Here is a 23,082-nt window from a genome sequence, read left to right on the forward strand (position 1 = left end):
TCGCTTTATTTGAGGGGGACGCGAAACTCTCATACAACAAACCAAAAACTTTCAGGTATTGATCTGCTAAACTGGCGTATTGACTTAATGTCTTAGGAAGACGCAGATGAGCCAAGAACAACCAAACAATCCATTGCATGGATTAACCTTAGAAAAGATCCTTGTACGTTTGCAAGAACACTATGGATGGGAAGGTTTGGATGAGCGAATTCAAATTAACTGTTTCTACAGTAATCCGTCGATTAAATCTTCTTTGAAGTTTTTACGCCGAACGCAATGGGCGAGAGATAAAGTTGAAGCTCTCTACATTGAAACATTTTGTAAGTAGCCAAAAGACAAGCGCATTCACTGCGTTTGTCTTTTCACAAAATCATGAAATCTTACCTTGACCTCAACTTTACTTGAGGTTTTAAGCTCTCTAATACTATATCAATAAGGAGAGCGAACATGCAGAACAGTTATATTAAACAACTCGCCATCAAATCTTATCAAGAAGACCTAGCCAAAGAGTATCATCAGACAAGAAGCCAAAGATTTCACGCGCCAAGTTTTGTTGTGGGAATTTTGGTCTCAGCTATCTTTTTACAAATCGGCTGAAGAACAATCTATTAAGACCGATACTACGGCTAGCTTCGCTCCTGATTTCAGCACCCACCAAAACCTTTGCGCAGAGTCCTTAGGAGCGATATAAATACTGAATGATTGACGTGTTATATTTGGTATTTTCTAGCGAGCTCTGGGAGAACGTTGCAATATGGGGAAATTAAGGCCTTTTGAACAGCAAGATTATCCATTGCTGATAGAGTGGATAGACTCAAGTGAGCTGAACTATTTGTGGGGTGGGCCTAAGTTTGAGTTTCCTCTGACTCTTGATCAAATCTCCGAGCACTGCCAGCACCGTGAAATACTTCCTTTTGTCTTTACGGTAAATGATGTGAATGCGGGTTACGTGGAGTTGTTTCGAATTTCGGAGTCTCACTTTAGAATATGTCGCGTCTATATATGTTCCGGCTTTAGAGGGCAAGGTATATCTAAGGCTATGTTGACTCAACTTCTTGAGTTAGCTCAAGAAAATTATCAAGTATCTAAGTTAAGTTTAGTTGTGTTCGAGCAAAACCATGCCGCTAGAAATAGTTACGCATCGCTAGGGTTTCGTGTCACTTCGAAACAGTCTGATGTCAGGCTATTTGAAGGTAAGCCTTGGACACTTCTCGGTATGGAGAAATTGCTATAAAAAGCCAGTGTTTAACGATTCTTAGGGAAGAGTCTAGCTAGATGATGGCCATTCACATTTAGGAATTAGAATGAATAAAACAGTTTACGTTGCAGGAAGCTTCAAAAATTTAGCTCAGATGCAGGCTATTCGTTCACAGTTGATACGAGAGGGCTGTGAAGTATTGATATCAGAGCCTCAGCAATCTGGCGGCATAGATGGATGCTTAGAGCGTATTAAGCAGTCAGATATGACCTACATTCTAAACTTTGAAGGCTATGTAGGAAAAAGTGTGGCTCTAGATATTGGCTACGCGTTAGGACTAGGAAAACCGGTATATGCGCTAGAGCCAATATCTGATCCTGATATATCCCATCTTTTGACCAAGATCCTCACACCAGAAATGTTAATCCAAGAGCTGAATTAGAGGATTAAGAGTTGGCGAGCGTGAGACTCGCCACTGTTTTGAGGTTAGTAAGCAATGCCAATGCGTTGTTTTGAATACTTATGAGCTTCGAGCTCATCAATCATGGCAACCGCATAGTCCGCGACAGAGATTCGACTATTACCTTGTGAATCTGTTAAAAGCTGGTCTCCACCAACTCGATATGCGCTTTGGCTATCTCCGGGAAATATCTCAGCTGCAGGGCTGATAAAGGTCCAATCTAGCTGACTTTTTGCCTCTTTAAACGCATTCAGAGCTTCACCTTGAGCAACCGCTTCAGCTTTGTATTCTGCAGGAAACTCAGGGACAGAAATCAAAGGTACACCAGGAACGACCTCAAGTGAGCCAGCGCCGCCAACCCACAGTAAGCGATCGATGTTCGCGTCAGGCAGTGTTTCTAGAAGTCGATTTGCCGTGGCTGCAACAATGTCATGGTTGCCTTTAGCGCGTCCACCAATAGAGGCGATTGCTACATCTGCCCCTTGAACTGCGTCGAGTAACGAACTATTGCTACTGTTCAAATCAAATTGACGTATTTCGACGTCTTCCACTGCGTAGTTTTCAGCATTGCGGACAAGAGCAATAACATGATGTCCCCTTAACTTTGCTTCATTTACGATGTGGCTGCCGATCCAACCTGATGCACCTAATACTACAACTTTCATGATAATTCCCCTTTTGGAATAGATTGCTTGAAAACTTATGTACACTCTAATGGTTGTGTTTTTAGAGAAAAACTGGCAAAAATGACATTGATTGTTTCATTTGAGGTTACTAATCAAGTTATGGATCGGCTAGTTGCGATTAAAAGCTTTGTCGAAGTTGCTAATCGTAGAAGCTTCACTAAGGCATCAGAATCTTTGGGGTTGAGTCGCTTACAGGTTTCACGCCATGTACAAGAAGTCGAAAGTTGGTTGAATCAGAGACTGCTTCATCGTACGACCCGAAAGGTGAGTTTAACGGCAGCTGGTGAGCAGGCGTACATCCGTTGCCAGAAAATACTTGATGAAACAGCTGCAATGGTATTTGAATCGACGCAATTAAGCGAAGAGCTCACGGGTACCATCAGAGTCGCATCACCCATTGGTTTAGCACAGAATATGCTGATTGATGCGGTAATTGAATTTACTCAACAGAACTCAAGCGTGGTCATCGATATTATCGCATCGGATAGCTTCACCGAACTAGTCGATGAGCGGGTAGACATCGCGTTACGCTATACAGAAAAGCCTGACGATAGTTTAATTGCGAGGAAACTGATGTCGATTGACTCTGCCATTTGTGCAAGTCAACAGTACTTAAAAGATAATGGCACTCCGACCAACCCTAAAGATCTTGAAGAGCATAACTGTCTAATACACCTAGAAACCAATCATTGGCAGTTAGTCAGAGGAGGGGAGGTATTTGAACCTAGTGTGGCAGGCTCGATTCGCGCCAATGAGTTAGGAACCTTAATGACCGCTGCAATGCGCGACAAAGGAATTATAAGAGCGCCTTGTGACTTAGCTAACCCATTGGTTGAACAAGGAAAGCTAGAATACATTCTTACCGAGTATACGTCACCAAGCTACGCGCTTTGGGCCGTCTATCTTTCGAGAAGTTACCAAACCCCATTAGTACGCAGTTTTATCGATTTCTTAGCGAATTGTTGGTCTAAGGATATCAATCGTTTGATTTAACGCTATGAACTAAGAAGAATCGAAGTTTCAATCAGTTGCTGGGAATGATCGATAAATTGAGGAAAACTTGAAGTAACCAGTTTAAATTTATCATCTAAGCTATCGCATTGGCTCATTTCGGTGAAGGAGGTCACTGCGATGGTAGTGTTTGTGCTGATAAATTCCTTCAAAGCGTCAAGATCGATTTTACTGGCTATCTCGACTTTGCTTATTGCTGAGTGGATCATATCCAGTGTAATTGAAGTATTGTTTTGTATGCTCATCATTATTAGCTTCACTCAAGTGAATTTTTGTACAGAACATACGATAAGCGAGTTCGATTGGAATTGATTAGGATCAAATTCCAATCAAACATTTCAATATTGAACAGATTGATTAAGCACGGTTATTGTTGGTTATTGTTGGTTATTGAGCTATGGTTTTAATGCCGATCTGTGCGGGTTTGTGTAGCAAAAGCTATGAAATCTCTTCAGATAAGCCTTTCAAGTCACATTCAACTTCATACAGCAAATCCGACACCTTCGTTGGGCGCAAGATATATTCATCAGGTACTTGGAAGCGACATGCCATCATAGTGTTGTACATCTCCCAATGCTTTAATAGACAAACTTCCAAAGAGTCGGTTTCATCTACCCAAGTTTCTTTCATAAAAGGCGTTAAGCTGGCCGCACCATGAGCATACATGATCATTTGCCACTTGATTTCCCATATCTTGATTTGAGCTTCTGGGTGTTGTTCGTTGTATTGGTTAGCCAATTGGAAAATAAGTTGTTCAATTTCACCTGAATTATCGATGAAATAATCGAAGAGCGCGTCTTCTTGTCTGACTGCATCGGCGATAAGCTGCATTGGCTGTTTGAATTCGAGCATATGTGCCAAAAGTCGAACAGAAAAGTTGTATAGCTTGACGTTTGAGCCGACATCAGCGGGCATATGTTGAATGATCGTTCTGATGTACTTTTCCATGTAATGGTGAAGGCCATCACTGATTGCGTACCAAATTTGCTCTTTGCTACCAAAGTGATGACGGATCAAACTATGAGAAACACCTGCTTTGTCGCTGATATTTCGAAGTGATACACGTTCATAACCTAATTCACAGAACAGCTCAGTAGCGACACGCATTATCTCGCATTTTGTTTTTTCCGCATCTTGAGCACTTCTTCGGCCTTGCTTTCTTTCAGTCATAATTCTCGTCAATCTCGTGGAACGCCTTCTTTCTACCAGAAATTTCATTTCATTTCATCAAAGAACCTATAAACAGTATAGATCGTTTAATTATTATATTGTACGCATGGAAAATAAATATTGATCTTGGGCACAATCTTTATATACTGCACGGGTGTGTAATAAACAAAGATGCTAAATCATGGACACATCATCAGAAAGAATAAAACAAGTAACAAAGGCTTTAGCCGTTGGGGCTATTGCTCTTGCGGTTGCAGGCTGCAATAAAGCAAATTCAGAAATCAGTGAGCCAGTCGTGAAGCCAGTTAAGCTGGTGGAAGTGCCCGACTTATCGCTCAACCACTACGACTCGTTTATCGCTACTATTGATGCGACCGACCGTGCAGCTTTGTCATTTCAAGTGGCGGGTGAAATAGAGAGTATTAAAGTTCGAATGGGGACGGTTGTGGAAAAGGGTGAGGTGCTGGCGGCACTCGATCCTACAGACTACCAACTTGCATTTGATGCGCGTCTTGCTGAATACAACTTAGCCAAAACGGCTTTCGAGCGAGCAGCTCAATTGCATGATAAAAAGTTAATCAGTGTCGATACCTATGATCAAAATGAAACTCAGTTTAAAGCAGCAAAGGCGGCATTAGAGCAAGCAAAAACAGATCTCGATTACACACAAATAGTCGCGCCATTTGATGGAGTAGTGTCCATCACCTTTAGCAAAGAGCATCAAGTTGTAGGCGCAAATCAGCCTGTACTAAATCTCATCGACAACAGTGTCCTAGATGTTGTGTTGACTGTCCCGGTGAGCTATGCCGAGACCTACGGTTTAGATCATATCGCAGATTCGACATTCCAAGTCGTGATGGATAGCCACAAGCAAATTTCAATGCCAGCTGAATTTAAAGAAATTTCGACTCAACCAGACCCAGATACAAATAGCTACAAAGCGAGTTTAACATTTAAGCGACCAGAGTCTCTCAACTTACTGCCGGGAATGACGGGGCAGGTGAAACTTCTTAACAATCAAAACTCCGATATTTTTAACATTGCTTCAGCAGCTTGGGTAACAAAGCAGCAAGGCCAAGGACAGCTATATCGTTTCGATGCTAGCACTCAAACTCTATCTTTGGTTGACGTAGAGCTAGATACCGATGGAAACATTATTAGTGGAGTGACGAGTGGTGATCTGATCGTTCAAGCTGGAGTGGAAAATCTTTCACCAGGTCAACAAGTTAAAGCATGGACGAAAGAAGGTGGAATTTAACATGCGTATCAGAACTTTTGCGCTAGCGGCTCTCTCGGTAGGCATGCTGTCGGCTTGTACACCAGACTCAACACATCGTGAAGCGAATCCATTTATTGTGGACACATTTAGCGTTGCAGCTGCATCCGAAAGCCAATATCGCAATTTCAACGGTCAGGTAATGCCTGCTGAGCTAACGCCACTTGCCTTTCGTTTAGATGGTGAAATTGCATCAATTTTGGTTAAGGAAGGTGACAATGTCACTAAAGGTCAAACGATAGCGATACTTGATGATTCAAAAGCAAAACAAAAACTAAACGACGCTCAAGCGAAATATGAGCTTGCGCTGAAGCAGGTGAAACGTGGTCAGGATCTGCGTGCAAATAAGATGATCTCGAGAGCTGAACTTGATGAGCTAACAGCGAACTTCCAGCTAGCAGAAGCGAATCTCGGGTCAGCAAAGGCAACAATGAAGTACATGCGCTTGCGTGCTCCTTTTGATGGCGTAGTGTCTTCAGTCGATAAGAAAAAGTTTGAGAATGTCTCGCCTGGTGAGCAGGTTTTTGCCATTTATCAAGACAACAAAGTTTACGTAAAGATAGAAGTGTCTGACTCGGTTCTAGCAATGTTAAACCCGGAAACTAACGCGCAGGACTATAAGCCAATGGCGACTTTTGCTGGTCACAATGGTAGCTATCCTATTGCGTATTACGAGCATACCAGTGAGCTTCACCCGCAAAGCCAGACCTATGAATTGTGGTTAAGAATGGCACAAACTGAGCAACCGGTTCTGCCTGGTACTAGTGCAAAGGTTTCGGTCGACTTAGTTAAAGCTGGCCTGAATACATATAGAGCATTTCAAGTGCCAATGACCGCAATTGACGCGGGTAAACAAAGCCAAGAGTTCTATGTTTGGAAGCTTGAACAAGGTGAAGCGCATCGTTATCCAGTGACGGTTGACCAGATAACTGGCAATGGTGCCTTGGTTGGCACTGGCATCGAAAAAGGCGATGTATTGATTAAATCGAACTTAAGAAAATTACGCGACGGTATGAAAATCAAGGGAGCTGAGCTGTGAGCATTGCTGAGTACTCGATAAAAAATAAAGTTATTAGCTGGTTGTTTCTAATCATACTGGCAATTGGCGGTTATACATCTTTCATGGATCTAGGGAGATTAGAAGACCCTGCATTCACGATTAAAGATGCGATGATTATTTCGACTTACCCTGGGGCAACGTCACAGGAAGTGGAGGAAGAGCTAACCTATCCATTAGAGAAAGAGATCCGCAAGTTACCTTACATCGATAAGATTACGTCTACATCGTCTAATGGTATGTCTCAAATCATGGTGAGTATGGAGATGGAGTACGGCCCGGACGAGCTGCCGCAGATATGGGACGAAATGCGCCGAAAGATCAATGATCTAAGGCCGAATCTTCCTAGCGGTGTAAACTCAGTTCAGATCATTGATGATTTTGGCGATGTATACGGCATCATGATCATGCTGACGGGGGATGGCTATGACTACATCGAGCTTAAACGTTACGCCGACTATCTAAGCCGAGAGCTAGAACTTGTCGGTGGGGTTGGTAAAGTAGCCATTGCCGGAGATCAACAAGAGCAGCTATTTGTTGAAGTCTCATTGGAACGTTTAGCAGCGCTTAATCTGGATATGAATACCGTTGTTGGTCTTTTGAGCCAGCAGAACAGTGTTCAATCTGCGGGTGAAGTGATGGTTAACGGTCAAACATTAACCATTCGTCCAAACGGGACCATGAGTTCAGAGCAGGAGTTAGAAGAGCTCATCATCCATGGCCGTGATACTGGTAATTTGATTCGCCTTAAAGACGTTGCAACTATCAGCCGTGGCATCCAAGAAAAACCTTCAAACGTCGTGACATTTAACGGTAAACCTGCAATCAACCTTGCTATTTCCTTTGGTGCGGGTGTCAACGTAGTTGAGGTAGGTAAAGCCTTAGAATCTGAGCTTGAAGTACTGGAAAATATTCGCCCAGCGGGTGTTGAGATTAACTACTTTTACAATCAGTCTGCTGAAGTGGAAAAGTCAGTTGATGACTTCATTGTGAGCCTAGGCCAAGCGGTTGCGATCGTCATTATTGTTTTGTTGTTCGCGATGGGTTTACGTAGCGGCATCATCATCGGAGCGGTGTTGCTGCTTACTGTTATGGGTACATTTATCCTAATGAAACAAAATGATGTGGAGCTTCATCGTATTTCATTGGGCGCACTCATCATCGCATTAGGTATGCTAGTTGATAATGCGATTGTAGTCGTAGAGGGCATCTTAGTTGGTCTGAAACGCGGTAAAACGAAGGTTCAGGCTGCGGTAGATATTGTTAAACAAACGCAGTGGCCTTTGCTGGGAGCAACCGTCATTGCTATCACCGCGTTCGCACCTATTGGCCTTTCAGAAGATGCGACGGGCGAATTCATGGGCTCACTATTCTGGGTACTATGCTATTCGCTATTTTTAAGCTGGATTACGGCACTTACTCTCACGCCTTTCTTAGCGGATCTACTGCTAAAAGAAGAGGAGAAGGGGGACACAACAGAAGAAGTCGATCCTTACAAAGGCATCCTGTTTACCGTTTTTGGTGCTAGCTTAAAATTCGCACTTCGTTTCCGTTGGTTAACCGTTGTAAGTATGCTGGGTTTGCTAGTGGTTGCGGTGGCAGGCTTCGGTATGGTCAAGCAACAGTTCTTCCCGCCATCAAACACGCCGATGTTCTATGTCGACATGTGGATGCCTGAAGGGACGGATATTCGCGAGACGATTGAAGAAACCAAGAAAGTAGAGAAGTACATTCGTGAGCAAGACAATGTTGAGTTTGTATCTACAACGACAGGTCAAGGTTTACAGCGTTTTGCGTTGACTTACCAACCTGAGAAGAGTTACGAGGCGTATACGCAGCTACAGGTTCGCACCCAAGATCGTGAAACTATGTTTGAGCTACTGGAAGAGTTAGACAAAAACCTTTCAGTGACATTCAATCAACCGACTTTTCAGTTTAAATTAATGGAGTTCGGCCCTTCACCGGCTTCTAAGATTGAAGCTAGGATTACAGGTCCAGATCCTCAAGTTCTACGAGACATCGCGCTACAAGTCGAAGATGTACTTTTGCAAGACCCTGGTGCACGAAATGTTCGACACGACTGGCGTGAACGTACCAAAGAACTGGTTCCTCAGTTTAATGAATCTAAAGCACGTCGTTTAGGTATCTCTAAAGAGGAGTTATCCAATACGCTGCAAATGGCTTTTGGTGGCACACCGATTGGTTTACTTCGTGATGGCACACACATGCTCCCAATCATTGCTCGATTGCCTGAGCAAGAGCGTGTTGATTTTGAGTCATTGGCTAACGTTAAGATATGGAGCCCAAGTCTACAAAGCTATATTCCAGTAGAGCAAGTTATCGATGGCGTTGCGCTTGATTGGCAAGAGCCACTTATTCAGCGCAGAGACAGAAAACGTACGCTGACAGTGTTAGCTGACCACGACGTATTGGGGCATGAAACACCAGCGAGCTTATTTAGTCGAGTTAGACCACGAGTAGAAGCGTTGGCACTGCCAGAAGGCTACTCAATTAGCTGGGGTGGTGAATATGAGTCGTCAAAAGACGCTCAAGAGGCGCTGTTCGGTTCATTGCCGATGGGCTACCTATTGATGTTCATTATTACCATGCTGCTATTTAACTCGTTTAGAAAGCCATTGGTTATTTGGTTTACCGTTCCGCTATCAATCATAGGTGTTTCTATTGGTTTACTTGCGACGGATATGCCGTTTAGTTTCACTGCCTTTCTAGGTCTGCTGAGCTTAAGTGGAATGATTCTGAAAAATGGCATTGTGTTACTTGATCAAATCAATATCGAACTCGGCTCTGGTAAGGACCCTTATCAAGCCGTGTTTGATAGTGCGATATCACGTGTACGCCCTGTCAGCATGGCGGCATTAACAACGATTCTAGGGATGATACCTCTAGTGTTTGATGCATTTTTTGGCTCCATGGCGATAACAATCATGGCCGGACTAGGCTTTGCTACGGTACTTACATTGATTGTAGTGCCTGTACTTTTCGCCATCTTCTATCGAATCAAACCATCCACTGCCGGATAATTCATGGACTGAATAACGATTCGCTTTAAGCCTGCCCGGATTTTTATCCGGGCTTTTTTTATCTTCCTTTTTCTGATTTTTATTATCTTATTTGTCAATAATTAACTTTCCTAAATCTCTTGTTTTATTAATACTAAAGTATAAGTAAGAAATATATATGAAATATCATTCTATTCAGTGGCTTAAATAATTTAGTTGATATTTGTATTAAACTAAATAGCGTTTTAATCCACCAAAAGTCAATGTCCGCTAGTAACAATATAGTCATAAAAAACGGATTGATAATGGCAGCGAATAGCATTTGTTTAATGAGTGATGAAGACTAATGAAATGAGTGTAATTTGAAGAAAAACCTTATTAAACAGTATGATAGAGTTTAATGATTTACATATTGATAACAACAAATTCTTCTAAAACAACAACTTACCGCAACTTAACAATTATATAACATTACATTCTATATGAGACATTGTTCAACTTTATGCACTTAATTTCGAAAAGTATTTGAACTGTAATAAATAGGCATTAGTTTTGATAATTAAAAGACGCAAGAAAAAGTCTTATAAGAATTTATTAATGACGTTGGTTGGTGCTTAATGGCGAGCATCACTAAAAAATCGTTTGGTTATTTATTGCTGTTAAGAATGGAGTCTCTTAATGAAGAAAATCGCTTTGATCACCGGATCTAAAGGCGGAATCGGTTCTGCTATTACTACCCAATTAGTGAATGATGGCTTTCGTGTCATCGCCACCCATTTCACGGGTAAAAAGCAATGTGCTCAAGAATGGTTTAACGAGAAAGGTTTCAGTGAAGATCAGGTACGCTTGTTCGAACTTGATGTTACTGATACCGAGCAATGCGCAGAGCGTCTAGCAAGTCTACTTGTGGAGGAAGGTACGGTTGATGTTGTCATCAACAATGCTGGGATTACACGCGACGGTACGTTTAAAAAAATGACTGCGTCCGCTTGGAAAGAGGTTATTGAAACGAACTTGAACAGTGTGTTCAATGTTACTCAGCCTTTGTTCTCTGCAATGTGTGAGAAGGGCAACGGTCGAGTCATCAATATCTCCTCAGTTAACGGTATCAAAGGTCAGTTTGGACAAACAAACTACTCTGCTGCTAAAGCGGGCATGATTGGCTTTTCTAAGGCCTTGGCTGCTGAAGGTGCTCGCTCGGGTGTGACCGTCAATGTCGTTGCCCCTGGTTACACAGGTACACCAATGGTGGAAGAGATGAAACCGGAAGTGCTTGAATCTATTAAAGCTCAAATTCCAATGCGTCGCTTAGCGACTCCAGAGGAAGTGGCTAAATCCGTTTCTTTCTTAGCAAGTGAAGCTGGTGCCTACATTACAGGGGAAACGCTCTCTGTAAATGGCGGCTTACACATGCATTAAGGAGAAGGGATAATGGAAAAAGTATTTATTGTTGGTGCTAAACGCACACCGATTGGCGCTTTTGGCGGTTCACTGAAAGATATTTCAGCAGGTAACTTGGCTTCAATTGCTATTAAAGCTGCAGTCTCTGAAAGCGGCGTGGGTGTCGACTCTATTGATGAAGTAATTGTTGGTAATGTGGTCTCTGCTGGTCAAGGCATGGGCGTTGGTCGCCAAGCGGCAATCTATGCCGGTATTCCAAATGAAGTTCCTGCGTATTCACTGAATATGGTGTGTGGCAGCGGAATGAAAACAGTCATGGACGCAGTAAGCCATATCCGCTCTGGTGATGCTCAAGTAGTCGTTGCTGCAGGTGTCGAAGTGATGTCTCAGATTCCTTTCACCGTTCCTTCAGGTATTCGTGATGGCCATAAAATGGGCAACATGAACCTGACTGATTTGCTGATTAATGACGGTTTAACAGACGTTTACAATCAGTACCACATGGGTGTGACGGCAGAAAATGTCGCGAAAGAAGTCGGTCTTTCTCGCGAGCAGCAAGACGAATATGCGCTTGCAAGTCAGTTGAAAGCTGTTTCAGCAATCGAAGCTGGCAAATTTAAAAGCGAGATTGTTGCCGTTGATGTGAAGAAACGTCGTGAAACGATTGTTTTTGATACGGACGAATACCCAAAACCAGAAGCAACATTAAGCGGATTAGCAAAACTTCGACCAGCTTTTGACCGTGAAGGTACGGTGACAGCGGGCAATGCCTCAGGAATTAACGATGGCGCGAGTGCGATTGTTGTTGCAAGTGAGTCAGCAGTGAAAAAACATGGGCTCACACCAGTTGCTGAAATCGTAAGTTACGCTCAGTCTGGTCTGGCACCTGAAGTTATGGGACTTGGCCCAGTCGAAGCAGTGACTAAAGCGTTAGCAAAAGCTGAGCTTAAAACCGATGATATTGATGTCTACGAGTTGAATGAAGCGTTTGCCGCTCAGGCGCTTGGCGTTATTCATCAGTTAGCGGACAAACATCAAGTGTCTGTTTCTTCCATACTCGATAAAGCCAACCCAAATGGTGGAGCGATAGCCTTAGGCCATCCACTAGGTGCTTCGGGTAACCGCATCCTTGTTTCACTAATCCACGAACTAAATCGTGGGCAAGGTCAATATGGTGTCGCTTCACTGTGTGTAGGTGGCGGTATGGGCACTGCAGTTGTAATCAAATCAATTAACTAAACCATTTAAATGGACTTAACTTAGGAGTGATACTCATGTACACAGATTTCTTCAAAACATTTACTGACCAAACTGAAAAAGGCCTAGAACCATACGTGAAGTTCAACAAGCTTGTGACAAAAAATGTAGAAGTGCTTACAGAGCTTCAACTAAATGCCATCCGCACTTACAGTGAAATGGGTCTAACTCAAATGAAGGCAGCAAGTGAAGTAAAAGACGTAACATCACTAACAGCTTTCAATAGCCAACAGCTTAATGTGCTTACTAAGCTATCTCAACAGATGATGGACGACAGCAACAAGCTTCAGTCTATCGCCAAAGAGTTTAAAGATGATGTTGAGCAAATGACATCGGAAAACCTTAAGACAGTGACTCCAGCGTAACACTGACTTCTCTGCCGCCGAAAGGCGGCATTTTTCCGATCTTAGGAGTAGCAATATGTTACAACACTTCTTTTCGGACTACCTTGTTAAGCTCCAAGAAACCAATCAAAAATGGTGGGAAGATCTAGAACTCAGCAGGGCAGCCGCGAACTCTCCCCTCAATAAAGCAATGCAAGAGGTCAACTTCGAAGATACTACCAAGCTCTTCGAAAGTGCCGCGAATCAACCCGCTGCATTGTTAAAAATTCAAGCGGACTGGTGGCAGCAGCAATTACAAATTTGGCAAAATGTAGCATTGACTGCCAATACAGAAGAAATTGTTAAAGCAGAAAAAGGTGATAAACGATTTGCCCATGAAGAGTGGCAAAAAGACATCTTCTTCAACTTCATCAAGCAGTCTTATCTTCTATTTAGTAAAACTTACCTAGAGACGATTGAAAGCATCGAAGGCCTAGATGAGAAAAGCAAAGAACGAATCAGCTTTTTCTCACGCCAAGCTATCAATGCTATGTCTCCGAGCAACTATATCGCCACCAATCCAGAACTGCTTAAGCTAACGTTAGAGCAAAATGGTGAAAATCTACTTGCCGGACTAGAACAGCTTAAAGAAGACGTAGAGTCGAGTGCTGATATCCTCAAGATTCGAATGACAAACAACAACGCATTTAGAATCGGAGAGGATATTGCCAATACGCAAGGTGACGTCGTTTTCCAAAATGAGCTGTTTGAGTTGATTCAATACCGTCCAATGACGGAAAAAGTAAACGCAACGCCGCTCTTGATCGTGCCTCCGTTTATCAACAAGTACTATATTCTTGATCTACGAGAGAAGAATTCAATGGTTCGCTGGCTTCTTGAGCAAGGACACGCTGTGTTCATGATGTCGTGGCGAAATCCGGGCAAAGAACAGCGCAACGTTGAATTTGGTGACTATGTAACCGATGGCGTGGCAAAAGCGGTATCGGCCATTGAAGACATCACTGGGCAAGATCAAATCAATGCAGCGGGTTACTGTATTGGTGGTACTGTGCTGGCGTCTACGATTGCTTACTATGCAGCGAAGAGAATGAAGAAGCGAATCAAGAGCGCATCTTTCTTCACTACGCTATTAGATTTCTCTCAGCCGGGAGAAGTTGGTGCGTATATCAATGATACGATTATCAATGCAATAGAAGCTCAGAACGCGGTTAAAGGCTATATGGATGGCCGCTCGCTGAGCGTGACGTTTAGTCTGTTGCGTGAAAACAGCCTCTACTGGAATTACTACGTTGATAACTATCTAAAAGGTAATAGTCCAGTCGACTTTGATCTTCTGTACTGGAACAGTGATAGTACCAACGTAGCCGCGGATACCCACAACTTCATGTTACGTGAACTCTACTTAAACAATAAGTTGGTAGAAGACAAGGGTGTGAAAATTGGCGGTGTCTGGATCGACCTGAACAAGATTAAAGTGCCTAGTTACTTTATCTCTACTAAGGAAGATCATATCGCACTTTGGCAAGGGACTTATCGTGGCGCGCTAAATGTCGGCGGTAACAAGACATTCGTGCTTGGTGAGTCTGGACACATTGCAGGTATCGTCAATCATCCTGCAAAAGGAAAGTATGGTTTCTGGACCAACGACTCTTTGGACGACAATGCCGATGAATGGTTAGCAAACGCGAACCATACAGAAGGCTCTTGGTGGACACATTGGCATCATTGGCTACTTGGCTTTAATCCTGACGAGCAAGTTGAACCGTTCAAAGTAGGTAGTGAACAGTTCCCAGTATTGGGACCAGCGCCCGGCAATTACGTCAAGCAGGTATTGCCAATTAAAGAAACAAACTAGATTGTTTCTAGGGTCTATTGACCCTTTGCGCTGATTTTTGCAGCAGTTTGTGGGTTCTTTATGCAAGGCAGAGGCTTTGAATTGTAGTTGCTCTACCAGATAAGCCGATAACGCAGCAGAAAGGAGCCACAAACGCTGCCCGAAGGGTTCGGCTAAAAGCGTTTTACTCTTTGTTGAGAGGTGTTTTGCTTAGAATGACTAGGCGACAAACCTCTCGCCGCGACTAAAACGCCTTTATCTCGAACAAAATTTAACCGCAAAAGGTCAACAGACCCTAAAGCAAAAGCCTCTAGCTTCTCAACGCTAGGGGCTTTTTTGTTTGTAATGCTTTTAGATATCTGTTTAATTAAATTAATTATACCAATCGCATCAATTAGATGTTCAGATAATTGGTGTGATTGGTATTAAGTCAGTCGAGGGGAAAGGAATGAAAACAATTGGCATGATTGGCGGTATGAGTTGGGAGTCAACCGCGACTTACTATCAGCAGTTAAACGACGGTGTTAAACGTGCTAAAGGTGGGCTGCATTCGGCGAAAATTATTCTAAACAGTGTCGACTTTGCCGAAGTCGAGGCTTTACAGCGAACGGGTGACTGGCAAGCTAACGCAAGCATTCTTTGCCAAGCAGCGCAATCTATTGAAAAGGCAGGAGCTGACTTCATTCTCATTGCGACAAACACTATGCATAAAGTAGCCGAGCAAGTTGAAGAGTCAGTTTCTATACCTTTGCTTCACATCGCTGATGCTACGGGAGTTGAGCTTCAAGAGCGAGGCATTACTAAAGTCGGCCTCCTTGGCACTGCATTTACGATGGAACAGGAATTTTATAAGCAAAGGCTTACCGAAAAATTTGGCATAGAAGTGATCGTTCCCAACGGGGTGCAGAGAAAGCTTGTCCACGACATCATATACAACGAGCTTTGTTTAGGGGAAATTAACAGGCGCTCAAAAGATGATTACCTTACCATTATTGATGACCTTGCCGAATCAGGTGCAGAAGGGGTTATCTTAGGTTGCACTGAGATAGGTTTGCTTGTTGAACAGAGTGATACACAGGTTCCGTTGTTAGATACCGTCGCAATTCACGCTAATGCGGCAGTCGAAGAGGCGCTAAAATGAATCGGAACGTCTGGCTGTTGTCATTATGCCAAGCTCTATTGATGACAGGTAACATACTATTAATATCGGTTATCGGCTTGGTGGGTAAAACATTAGCGCCTAGCTCCAGTCTTATCACGCTACCTGTGGCATTGCAGTTTCTAGGCTTAATGAGTGCGACGATTCCCGCTTCTTTAATTATGGGGAAATTGGGGCGAAAGAAAGGGTTCAGTATTGGCAATCTGGTTGGTATCAGTGGCGCTTCGATAGCTACCTACGCGCTGTCACTACAAGACTTTTCGATGTTTTGTGTCGGAACATTTCTTTTGGGGATTGGTATCGGCTTCGGTACTTTGTATCGTTTTGCGGCAATCGAAGTATGTGACGAGAGCGCAAGACACAGGGCGATTTCTATCTCGATGGCAGGCGGAGTGTTAGCCGCTATGCTAGGACCAAACCTAGCTGTCTATTCGCAGCAGTGGTCTTCTGATGGACTATACGTTGGTGCGTTCATGTCGTTAATCGTCCTCAATATAATCGCGCTTTGTTTGCTGCAAACTATTCGTTTTCCTGCACCTGCCGAGCATCATGAGCAGGTTGTTTCCGAACCGCTTAGCGAGATTATTAAAGCGCCGAACTTTATGATCTCAGTGTTTGCGGCGATGGTTGCGTACGCGGTGATGAACATTTTGATGACGGCAACGCCTCTTGCCATGATAGGTTGTGGTTTCGATTTTAATAAAGCGGCGGGTGTGATTGAATGGCATGTACTTGGAATGTTTGTCCCTGCCTTTTTCACCGGAAACCTGATCGAACGTTTTGGCTCAAGAATCATGATTCTTACGGGAGGCTTACTGTTTGTGTTATGTATTGCCATCAATATACATGGGCAATCGATCTGGCACTTTAGCGTAGCCTTGATTCTCTTGGGGGTGGGGTGGAACTTTATGTTTATTGCCGCAACTGGGTTGTTCAGTCAGTCGTACAAGCCCAAAAATAAATCGAAAGCGCAAGCCTTTAACGAGTTCTTTGTATTTAGCTGTGTCACGGTTACAGCGCTTATGTCTGGATGGTTAGAGTCAACCGTCGGTTGGCAAACGATGAATGTTTATGTATTGCCTTTTGTTCTCGCGGTTATTGCTATCTTTGGTCTTAACACCTATAGGGCTAACAAGGCAATTGCGTAAGAAAATAAAGGGTTAAAAAGAAAGGCAGAGGATAAAACCTCTGCCTTTATATTAGAATGGGAACTTGTTTAGTTCTTCTTTAATGATGTTGTCAGCGATGTATTTGTGCGCCGCGGTTGTTGGGTGAGTCACGCCCCAAAAAACGTATTTATCTGAACCGTGATGAGCACAATCGTTAGTGAAGCTATGGCTGTATAAATAATCAAGTGCCGAACTTCTATTGATATTTAAACAAGCATCTTTGGCATTGGCAAAACCATGCTCTTCAGGTTTACTGGTCATTGCGTTGAACAAGGTGTTCGCATCGTAGAGCACCACATTCATACCTTTAGTTTTGTATAAATCTGCTTGTTCTTTGATAAAAGCATTAAACGCCACAATTTTTGCACGAACTTTTTCAATCTCTTGCTGAGTTGAGTACTTGAACTGCGGAGCCTTGGTTGCATCGGGTAGTGTCAGTAGGATCAGGTGTTGCGCCCCTGCATCGCGCAGTCTGATTAGGGCACTACTTAGATCCGCTTTTACGTCAGAGACTTCGCGGTCGTAATTCATGAAGTCATTTAAGCCAAACTCAAGGGTAAATAATGTGTTTTTAGGATCATAGTTTTTGGCTATCTTCATATATGTAAGATAGGAAGTGACCTGATCATAAATCCCTGTTAATGCAACGTATTGATTTGTCCCAGCAGCGCCACCGACAGCCCAGTTATACAGAGGAACATCTTTGGCTTCAGCTAAATACTCTGTCCACACAAATCCATTTGAGAAGTGCCCTAAAAACCAAGAGTTAGCGTTGGGGAATACCCATTGCGAGCCATTAAACAGGTTACCAGTGTCTGAAAGGCTATCACCAAATGCGACTAAGCGATTAATCTTACTCACTGATGTACTGTCATTTGTCCATATTGAGTGGTTGTAAGAAAAGCGATTGTCGGAAGCGTAGTAAAGCATATCGGCCGTATCGTGGGTAACATTGAGTGTTTCTTGGCAGCGTTGCTTAATTTCTGATTGTGGTGTGTTGGTGTAGAACATGTTCTTAAACGAAACTGACGACCACCAATAACCTCGTACCTTTAGATAGTCTCCATTTTCATCCAGAGCCCATTCCCATGATGTTGCTGGATCGTCGTGAGTTTGAGCTGGGCGATACCAACATCTGACGTAGGTGTATGTTTCATCGTTTTGAACAGACGCTGCGTATGCCGCTGTTACAGCCTCTGGTGTGGTTGGTAGTTCAGCGGAGACGGCAGGAACTGCAATTAACGAACTAGCCAATAAAAGTGCATTCTTCATAAGACGTTCTCATAATTGTTGGTTAATAGAGTATTAACTCCTCTGACCTGTATCTCATATGAGAATGTGTCGAGTCAAAGAATTGGTTTTATGAATGTTTATAAAGGTGAACTAAGATCAAATTATTTTCTTATTAAGAAAGTACTAATTTAGATTTGTCGCTTATTTATTCTGCTAATTTAGGATATGCAATTTAAGTTGTGATTAATTTAACAAAAGCTAATGTAATTATTCGCTAATTTAAAATTAACAGATTGAAAAATAAACAACAATGCCTCTGAATAAATTTAATATGTCAATGTGAGATTTTGTCCGTTAATAATAAATTTGGCTTTATTGATAACTGTTAAAAGAAGTAAAAAATATGTGCGAAAACAAGAGCATTTCGCATTGTATTCTATTTATTAACAGGAAGAATAACGTGAATAAGAATAAGGTTTTTAAAACATCGTTAGTCGCTAGTTCAATTGTCTTTAGCATGATGCAATCTAATGTATATGCAGCGGTAGACATTTTAGATATAAAACTTCAGGGTCAAAGCTGTGAGGTTGGTTTTAGACCTATCACCTCAGAAGAAGTCATGCCAATTAAATCTGATTTAGTAGGTCAAATGGGTCCATGGCAAATCACAAATATTGCCGATGGCTATGTCTTGATGGGGTCGGGGTATAATGGAACTATCAAGCAAGACAGGTTAGCTGGTACAACATGGTGTACATACAACACGCCACCGGACCACAGTATCCCGGACTATGCAGCGCTTGTATTGCCTGAAAATGACGAAGCTCATACCGAATGGTACCTAGTCAATAAGAAAGAGTTTTATCAACCGCTAGCATTGCTGGCTCATTATCTTGGCTTTGGCTGGGCTGGTGGTACAGGTAGCAAATATGTCGGTGATGATATGATCACATCTACCGATGGGTTAGGAAACTATGATATTGATGCGGATAATTCGGGATCTTGTGAAGGCTACCGATGCAACGAACGTTTAAAAATGGATATATCAGGTTTCGAATATCACATTGATCCGGAAACGTTTAATGCAGGCCAAATTACCCAATCAGATAAAGAACTGATCGGTCGTCGCTCAGAGGTTGTGACCAATGAATCTGACCTCGAACAACAATATCGAGTTACCTTTAAATACGAGAAATCGACAAATTGGTCCAAAACAGACACTTATGGCTTGAGTCAAAAAGTCTCAACGAAGAATAAGTTTAAGTGGCCTCTTGTGGGGGAAACTGAGTTGTCGATAGAGATTGGTGCAAATCAAAGCTGGGCAACGACAAACGGAGACTCTGAGTCTAAGGGGATCTCAAATACGATTGTTGTTAATGTTGCCCCTAACACGAAGCAAGAAGTCTTTATGGAGGTTTTCCGTTCATCAATTAGCTACCCTTACACGTTTAATGCTGAGTTAAGTTATGAACTCGCATTAACGGGCTTTATGCGTTGGTCTGGAAATGCTCTGAGTCACCACCCTGATGACCGACCTACCTATACCGCAAACTGGGTAATTGGACGCAATGGAGGCAACGACAAAAACCTCAAGTACCAATATGAGCACCGCAATATTCCTGCAACCTCGAACGAATGGGACTGGCCTTGGTTGCTCAGAGAATATGGTGCTGACAATGTGAAAAGTTTACTAGGTCAGGTTCTCAGACCAATACAGACGCAAATTACTGGAGAGTTTTTTGCCGATGCATCGTTTGGTTCTGATGTGAGATTTGGCAAGACGATTCCTTTAGGAAGTAGAACGAAGCGTTCTGCAGAGTATTCGTTAACAGATGATGAGTTGGAACAATATGGTATTAAAAACTTCAGTGTAGAAGTTGTGCCAGTACCGAAACTTTAAGAAAAAAGCGCGGCTCTTGAGAGCCGCGCAAAACTTCACATGGAAGTATGGGAATAGGGAGAAGCAAGTCGGTTATTAAAGATCGACGACAATGGTTTTCGTGGTTTTACTTCCGCTATCATCCATAACGGTCATTTTCACTTCATGTTTTCCATAGCTCGGGAAAATCTTAGTAAAAATACGTCCACGTTTGACTTTACCATTTGGTAAAACCCACTCGGTGTCAACGATACGGCCATCAGGGTCGTGGCTTGTTGACCACATGGTTACCCAACGTCCGAGGTGAATGTACTTCGCGTTAGCAACAGGCAACACATTTGGAGCAACCACTTCTACTGTTTGACTACTTGTGTGGCTAGCACCATGGTTGTCAGTAACCGTAAGCGAAACAGTGTAAGAGCCAGAGTCTGAATACTGCCATTTAGGGGCTGCGTCTGTGCTGGTTTCGCCGTTACCAAACTCCCATAGGTAAGCAGAGATTTCACCATCTGAGTCAACACTAGAGTTCAATGCAGTAACATCGAGACCGTTTACTGTAAGCTCAAAGATCGAAACAGGGGGTAGATTGGGTTGCTGAACTTTTGAAAGTTTAATCACACCGTATTTGTTTGAAGGATCTTGCTCGATAACTTCAATGACTACACCAAATTCAGTCAACAAACGACCTGAATCAGGTGCCCCTGGGTTGGAATAATCTTGGTCATCTGAAAATGAACTGTTGGCAATTAGGCTGACATCTTCCAGTACATCTCCATCAGCATTTACAAGTCGCATAGTGGCTTGGTCTTGAAGTGAGAATGCAGCGTCGCGAACTTGATAGCGGGTCTGTGCTGCTGTACCTGATTTATCCCAAACCATTGCATTTTGGTCAGCATCGACAACGCCAAGCCAGCCTTCACCCGGGTGTTTACCAACCGCATTGTCTGTCATCGACTCATCAACGTACCAAACGATCAGACCTGGTTCGAAAGACATCATCTGGCCGAAACGTTTGATGTTCTTGAGCCCTTCATCCACGTCTGCATGGCTACGCCACTGGAGTAGATAGTAGTGTGGAGCTTCATTGAAGCCATCATTTAAACGGTATCCATTAAGGGCGAAAGTAGATTGTGATTCTGCGTTGTCGAGAGAAGAAAGTGTGCCATCAACATCTAAAGCAATGTTGTCTACATGAAGACCTTCCATTGCTAGGCCACCATCCGTCACGTAGTCGAAACCAAGGTTAACTTGTTGTCCGGCCCATTGTGTGAGATCGAATTCAGCGTCAACCCAGCCTTTCGAGTCGCCAGCGATAGCAGGAACTAAACCTGTGCTGTTAGGATCTTCATTTGTTGTGATATTGCCTGCAATCGGTTGGCCGTTGATAAGCACACGGGCAAAGTCGTAGTCCTTTTCAATCTGATACCAAGCTTTAAAAGTTAGCGTGATTTTGGAAGCAGCTGGCAACGTTACTTTTCGTTCCATGCTGTTTTTAAGATCGTCACCTTTACCGCTATGGAAGCCGAATTTACCTTCAAAAGGTGCAAGCCCTGCAGTACGTTTAAGAGGCAGGTCAACGCGAACCATGTTGGGTTTGTCGTTGTCAATTGTTTGATGCAGCTTGATTTCAAGTGGCTTATTCTCGAGATCACTTAGAGTTACCACATCATTGGCCACCCAACGACCGCCAATAGAAGCCTGAAGGAACTGTTTAGCCCAAGAGCTGAATGCGGTTGGTTGTGTGCCGCCAATTTTACCTGCCCAGCTGCCTGAAGACATGATAGACCAATACGAAACAGGCTCTCCTTTACCTGTGTATTGAGTATCGTACTCATCTGGTAATCCCAAATCGTGACCGTACTCATGTGCGCAAACACCAGCAGCAGCGTCGATAGGCTGAATCGTATAGTCAAATGCGGCGTATTGTCCGTTGAATCGACCAGGTACGGTGCTAGAAGTACCAGACAAGACGTGATACTTACCTAGATTGTATCGGTGAGACCATATCGCATCGGCTCCGAGTACACCACCACCAGCTTCTTCACCCACTGACGCATGGAAAACCATCAAATGATCGATTACACCATCGGGTTCGCGGAAGTTGCCATCACCGTCGTAGTCATAGCGATCTTCAATGTCATAGTCGGCTAGATTAATGGTTGGGTCATTCGCAAGTTGGTTAAGTGCTTCACGAACCAACTCCTGCGCATTTTGGTCATTGTCTGTAGTAGGGGAGTTACCTCCATAAAACGAGGCATTATTTTTGGCCCGATACCAACCAGCGGATTGACCAGAAACACTGTAGCTATCACCAGATTCTTGTTCGTAATACTGGCGCATCGAAATGAAATTCTCACCATTTGGCCCAGTATAGCCGCTATCAGAGAACAGAAGCTCTTGATAGTGGCTTGGCTCGTATCGGTCATAGAGCATTTCTGTATGCTCTTTCGTGAGCCTATTTTCATCCCAAGGTAAATCTGGAAAGTCCACCAATACGGCTAAAACTTTGTCCGTTCTTTTGTTGTTAGCATCGAACGAAAAGACGTGAGCTCTTCGCAAGCCTTTATCAAACTCAATTGACTTAAGGATTTTGGCACGTTGTTCTAACGCTTTCTTGCCAAATTGCGCGTCGCCCTTAAATCCTCGGTTTAGTTTTCCATCGATAAACTTATCAAGCGCTATTTGACGCTCTTCGATAGAAGCATCGGGATTAAGTTTCCCTTGGGCAACAAGCATTTCAATGACTTTGTCTTCATTAATGACACCCAGATCGATCGGAGTCTGAGCGTTACCACTTGTGCTAAATAGAGTGAACACTGCTGATGCCAACAGTGATTTCCTCATCATTTTCATTATATTTCCTTATTAATTTCTATTGCCAACAATCTGCCAAATAGCAGACACAACGACGCTGTTAGCACCAATAAT

At 43.1% G+C, this 23,082-nt stretch carries 20 protein-coding genes; 15 read left to right on the plus strand and 5 right to left on the minus strand.

Annotated features, from left to right (window positions below; translation table 11 throughout):
• Nucleotides 1–106 precede the first annotated feature (106 nt).
• The 4 genes from AC6R00_RS14845 (at nt 107) to AC6R00_RS14860 (ending at nt 1,640) form a co-directional block, all read left to right on the plus strand.
• Nucleotides 107–328: a VF530 family protein gene (locus AC6R00_RS14845; RefSeq protein WP_004743799.1), complete on the plus strand. Its 222-nt coding sequence runs from the start codon at nt 107–109 to the stop codon at nt 326–328.
• Between the two features lie 119 nt (nt 329–447).
• A complete protein-coding gene (locus AC6R00_RS14850) occupies nt 448–597 on the plus strand; it encodes a hypothetical protein (RefSeq protein WP_500640933.1) in 150 nt (49 codons plus the stop codon).
• A gap of 157 nt (nt 598–754) precedes the next feature.
• Nucleotides 755–1,234: a GNAT family N-acetyltransferase gene (locus tag AC6R00_RS14855; RefSeq protein WP_500640934.1), complete on the plus strand. Its 480-nt coding sequence runs from the start codon at nt 755–757 to the stop codon at nt 1,232–1,234.
• A gap of 70 nt (nt 1,235–1,304) precedes the next feature.
• Nucleotides 1,305–1,640: a nucleotide pyrophosphohydrolase gene (locus tag AC6R00_RS14860; RefSeq protein WP_500640935.1), complete on the plus strand. Its 336-nt coding sequence runs from the start codon at nt 1,305–1,307 to the stop codon at nt 1,638–1,640.
• A 44-nt stretch (nt 1,641–1,684) separates the two neighbouring features.
• On the opposite strand, the gene AC6R00_RS14865 is transcribed toward AC6R00_RS14860, so the two are convergent.
• Nucleotides 1,685–2,323, minus strand: coding sequence for an NAD(P)-dependent oxidoreductase (locus tag AC6R00_RS14865; RefSeq protein ID WP_500640936.1), 639 nt, complete (start codon nt 2,321–2,323; stop codon nt 1,685–1,687).
• A 120-nt stretch (nt 2,324–2,443) separates the two neighbouring features.
• Here AC6R00_RS14865 and AC6R00_RS14870 point away from each other — a divergent pair, with 120 nt between their 5' ends.
• Complete coding sequence (locus AC6R00_RS14870) at nt 2,444–3,337, plus strand: LysR family transcriptional regulator (RefSeq protein WP_500640937.1); 894 nt, start codon at nt 2,444–2,446, stop codon at nt 3,335–3,337.
• Between the two features lie 2 nt (nt 3,338–3,339).
• Here AC6R00_RS14870 and AC6R00_RS14875 read toward each other — a convergent pair whose 3' ends face one another.
• Nucleotides 3,340–3,603 (minus strand): hypothetical protein, encoded by a 264-nt coding sequence (locus tag AC6R00_RS14875; protein ID WP_500640938.1) that lies wholly within the window; start codon nt 3,601–3,603, stop codon nt 3,340–3,342.
• A 190-nt stretch (nt 3,604–3,793) separates the two neighbouring features.
• Entirely contained in the window at nt 3,794–4,525 is a 732-nt protein-coding gene (locus AC6R00_RS14880; RefSeq protein WP_500640939.1) for a TetR/AcrR family transcriptional regulator, read from the minus strand.
• Nucleotides 4,526–4,706: 181 nt separating this feature from the next.
• Between AC6R00_RS14880 and AC6R00_RS14885 the strand changes: the two genes are divergently transcribed.
• From AC6R00_RS14885 to AC6R00_RS14925, 9 genes are all read left to right on the plus strand, one after another.
• Nucleotides 4,707–5,783, plus strand: coding sequence for an efflux RND transporter periplasmic adaptor subunit (locus tag AC6R00_RS14885; protein ID WP_500640940.1), 1,077 nt, complete (start codon nt 4,707–4,709; stop codon nt 5,781–5,783).
• A gap of 1 nt (nt 5,784) precedes the next feature.
• Nucleotides 5,785–6,840 (plus strand): efflux RND transporter periplasmic adaptor subunit, encoded by a 1,056-nt coding sequence (locus tag AC6R00_RS14890; RefSeq protein WP_500640941.1) that lies wholly within the window; start codon nt 5,785–5,787, stop codon nt 6,838–6,840.
• Nucleotides 6,837–9,899 (plus strand): efflux RND transporter permease subunit, encoded by a 3,063-nt coding sequence (locus AC6R00_RS14895; protein ID WP_500640942.1) that lies wholly within the window; start codon nt 6,837–6,839, stop codon nt 9,897–9,899. The genes AC6R00_RS14890 and AC6R00_RS14895 overlap by 4 nt, the downstream gene beginning before the upstream one ends.
• A 657-nt stretch (nt 9,900–10,556) precedes the next feature.
• Nucleotides 10,557–11,297 carry an SDR family oxidoreductase gene (locus AC6R00_RS14900; protein ID WP_500640943.1) on the plus strand — a complete coding sequence of 247 codons (741 nt, stop codon included), beginning with the start codon at nt 10,557–10,559 and terminating at the stop codon, nt 11,295–11,297.
• Nucleotides 11,298–11,309: 12 nt separating this feature from the next.
• Nucleotides 11,310–12,518, plus strand: coding sequence for an acetyl-CoA C-acetyltransferase (locus tag AC6R00_RS14905; protein ID WP_425667016.1), 1,209 nt, complete (start codon nt 11,310–11,312; stop codon nt 12,516–12,518).
• Between the two features lie 35 nt (nt 12,519–12,553).
• The gene (locus AC6R00_RS14910) at nt 12,554–12,901 is read left to right on the plus strand and encodes a phasin family protein (protein ID WP_004743779.1); all 348 of its coding nucleotides are present in this window, start codon (nt 12,554–12,556) and stop codon (nt 12,899–12,901) included.
• 55 nt (nt 12,902–12,956) lie between these two features.
• Nucleotides 12,957–14,735 carry a class I poly(R)-hydroxyalkanoic acid synthase gene (gene phaC, locus AC6R00_RS14915; RefSeq protein ID WP_500640944.1) on the plus strand — a complete coding sequence of 593 codons (1,779 nt, stop codon included), beginning with the start codon at nt 12,957–12,959 and terminating at the stop codon, nt 14,733–14,735.
• Between the two features lie 427 nt (nt 14,736–15,162).
• Nucleotides 15,163–15,855 (plus strand): aspartate/glutamate racemase family protein, encoded by a 693-nt coding sequence (locus AC6R00_RS14920; protein WP_500640945.1) that lies wholly within the window; start codon nt 15,163–15,165, stop codon nt 15,853–15,855.
• Nucleotides 15,852–17,021 (plus strand): MFS transporter, encoded by a 1,170-nt coding sequence (locus AC6R00_RS14925; protein ID WP_500640946.1) that lies wholly within the window; start codon nt 15,852–15,854, stop codon nt 17,019–17,021. The genes AC6R00_RS14920 and AC6R00_RS14925 overlap by 4 nt, the downstream gene beginning before the upstream one ends.
• 51 nt (nt 17,022–17,072) lie before the next feature.
• Here the strand turns inward: AC6R00_RS14925 and AC6R00_RS14930 are convergent, their stop codons facing one another.
• The gene (locus AC6R00_RS14930) at nt 17,073–18,314 is read right to left on the minus strand and encodes an SGNH/GDSL hydrolase family protein (RefSeq protein WP_500640947.1); all 1,242 of its coding nucleotides are present in this window, start codon (nt 18,312–18,314) and stop codon (nt 17,073–17,075) included.
• A 421-nt stretch (nt 18,315–18,735) separates the two neighbouring features.
• On the opposite strand from AC6R00_RS14930, the gene AC6R00_RS14935 reads away from it, so the two are divergent.
• Nucleotides 18,736–20,175 (plus strand): aerolysin family beta-barrel pore-forming toxin, encoded by a 1,440-nt coding sequence (locus AC6R00_RS14935; protein ID WP_500640948.1) that lies wholly within the window; start codon nt 18,736–18,738, stop codon nt 20,173–20,175.
• 75 nt (nt 20,176–20,250) lie between these two features.
• Here the strand turns inward: AC6R00_RS14935 and AC6R00_RS14940 are convergent, their stop codons facing one another.
• Nucleotides 20,251–23,007 carry an immune inhibitor A domain-containing protein gene (locus AC6R00_RS14940; RefSeq protein WP_500640949.1) on the minus strand — a complete coding sequence of 919 codons (2,757 nt, stop codon included), beginning with the start codon at nt 23,005–23,007 and terminating at the stop codon, nt 20,251–20,253.
• Nucleotides 23,008–23,082: the final 75 nt, after the last annotated feature.

The sequence above is a fragment of the Vibrio sp. R10-SF1-ISO8 genome, from assembly GCF_059833805.1.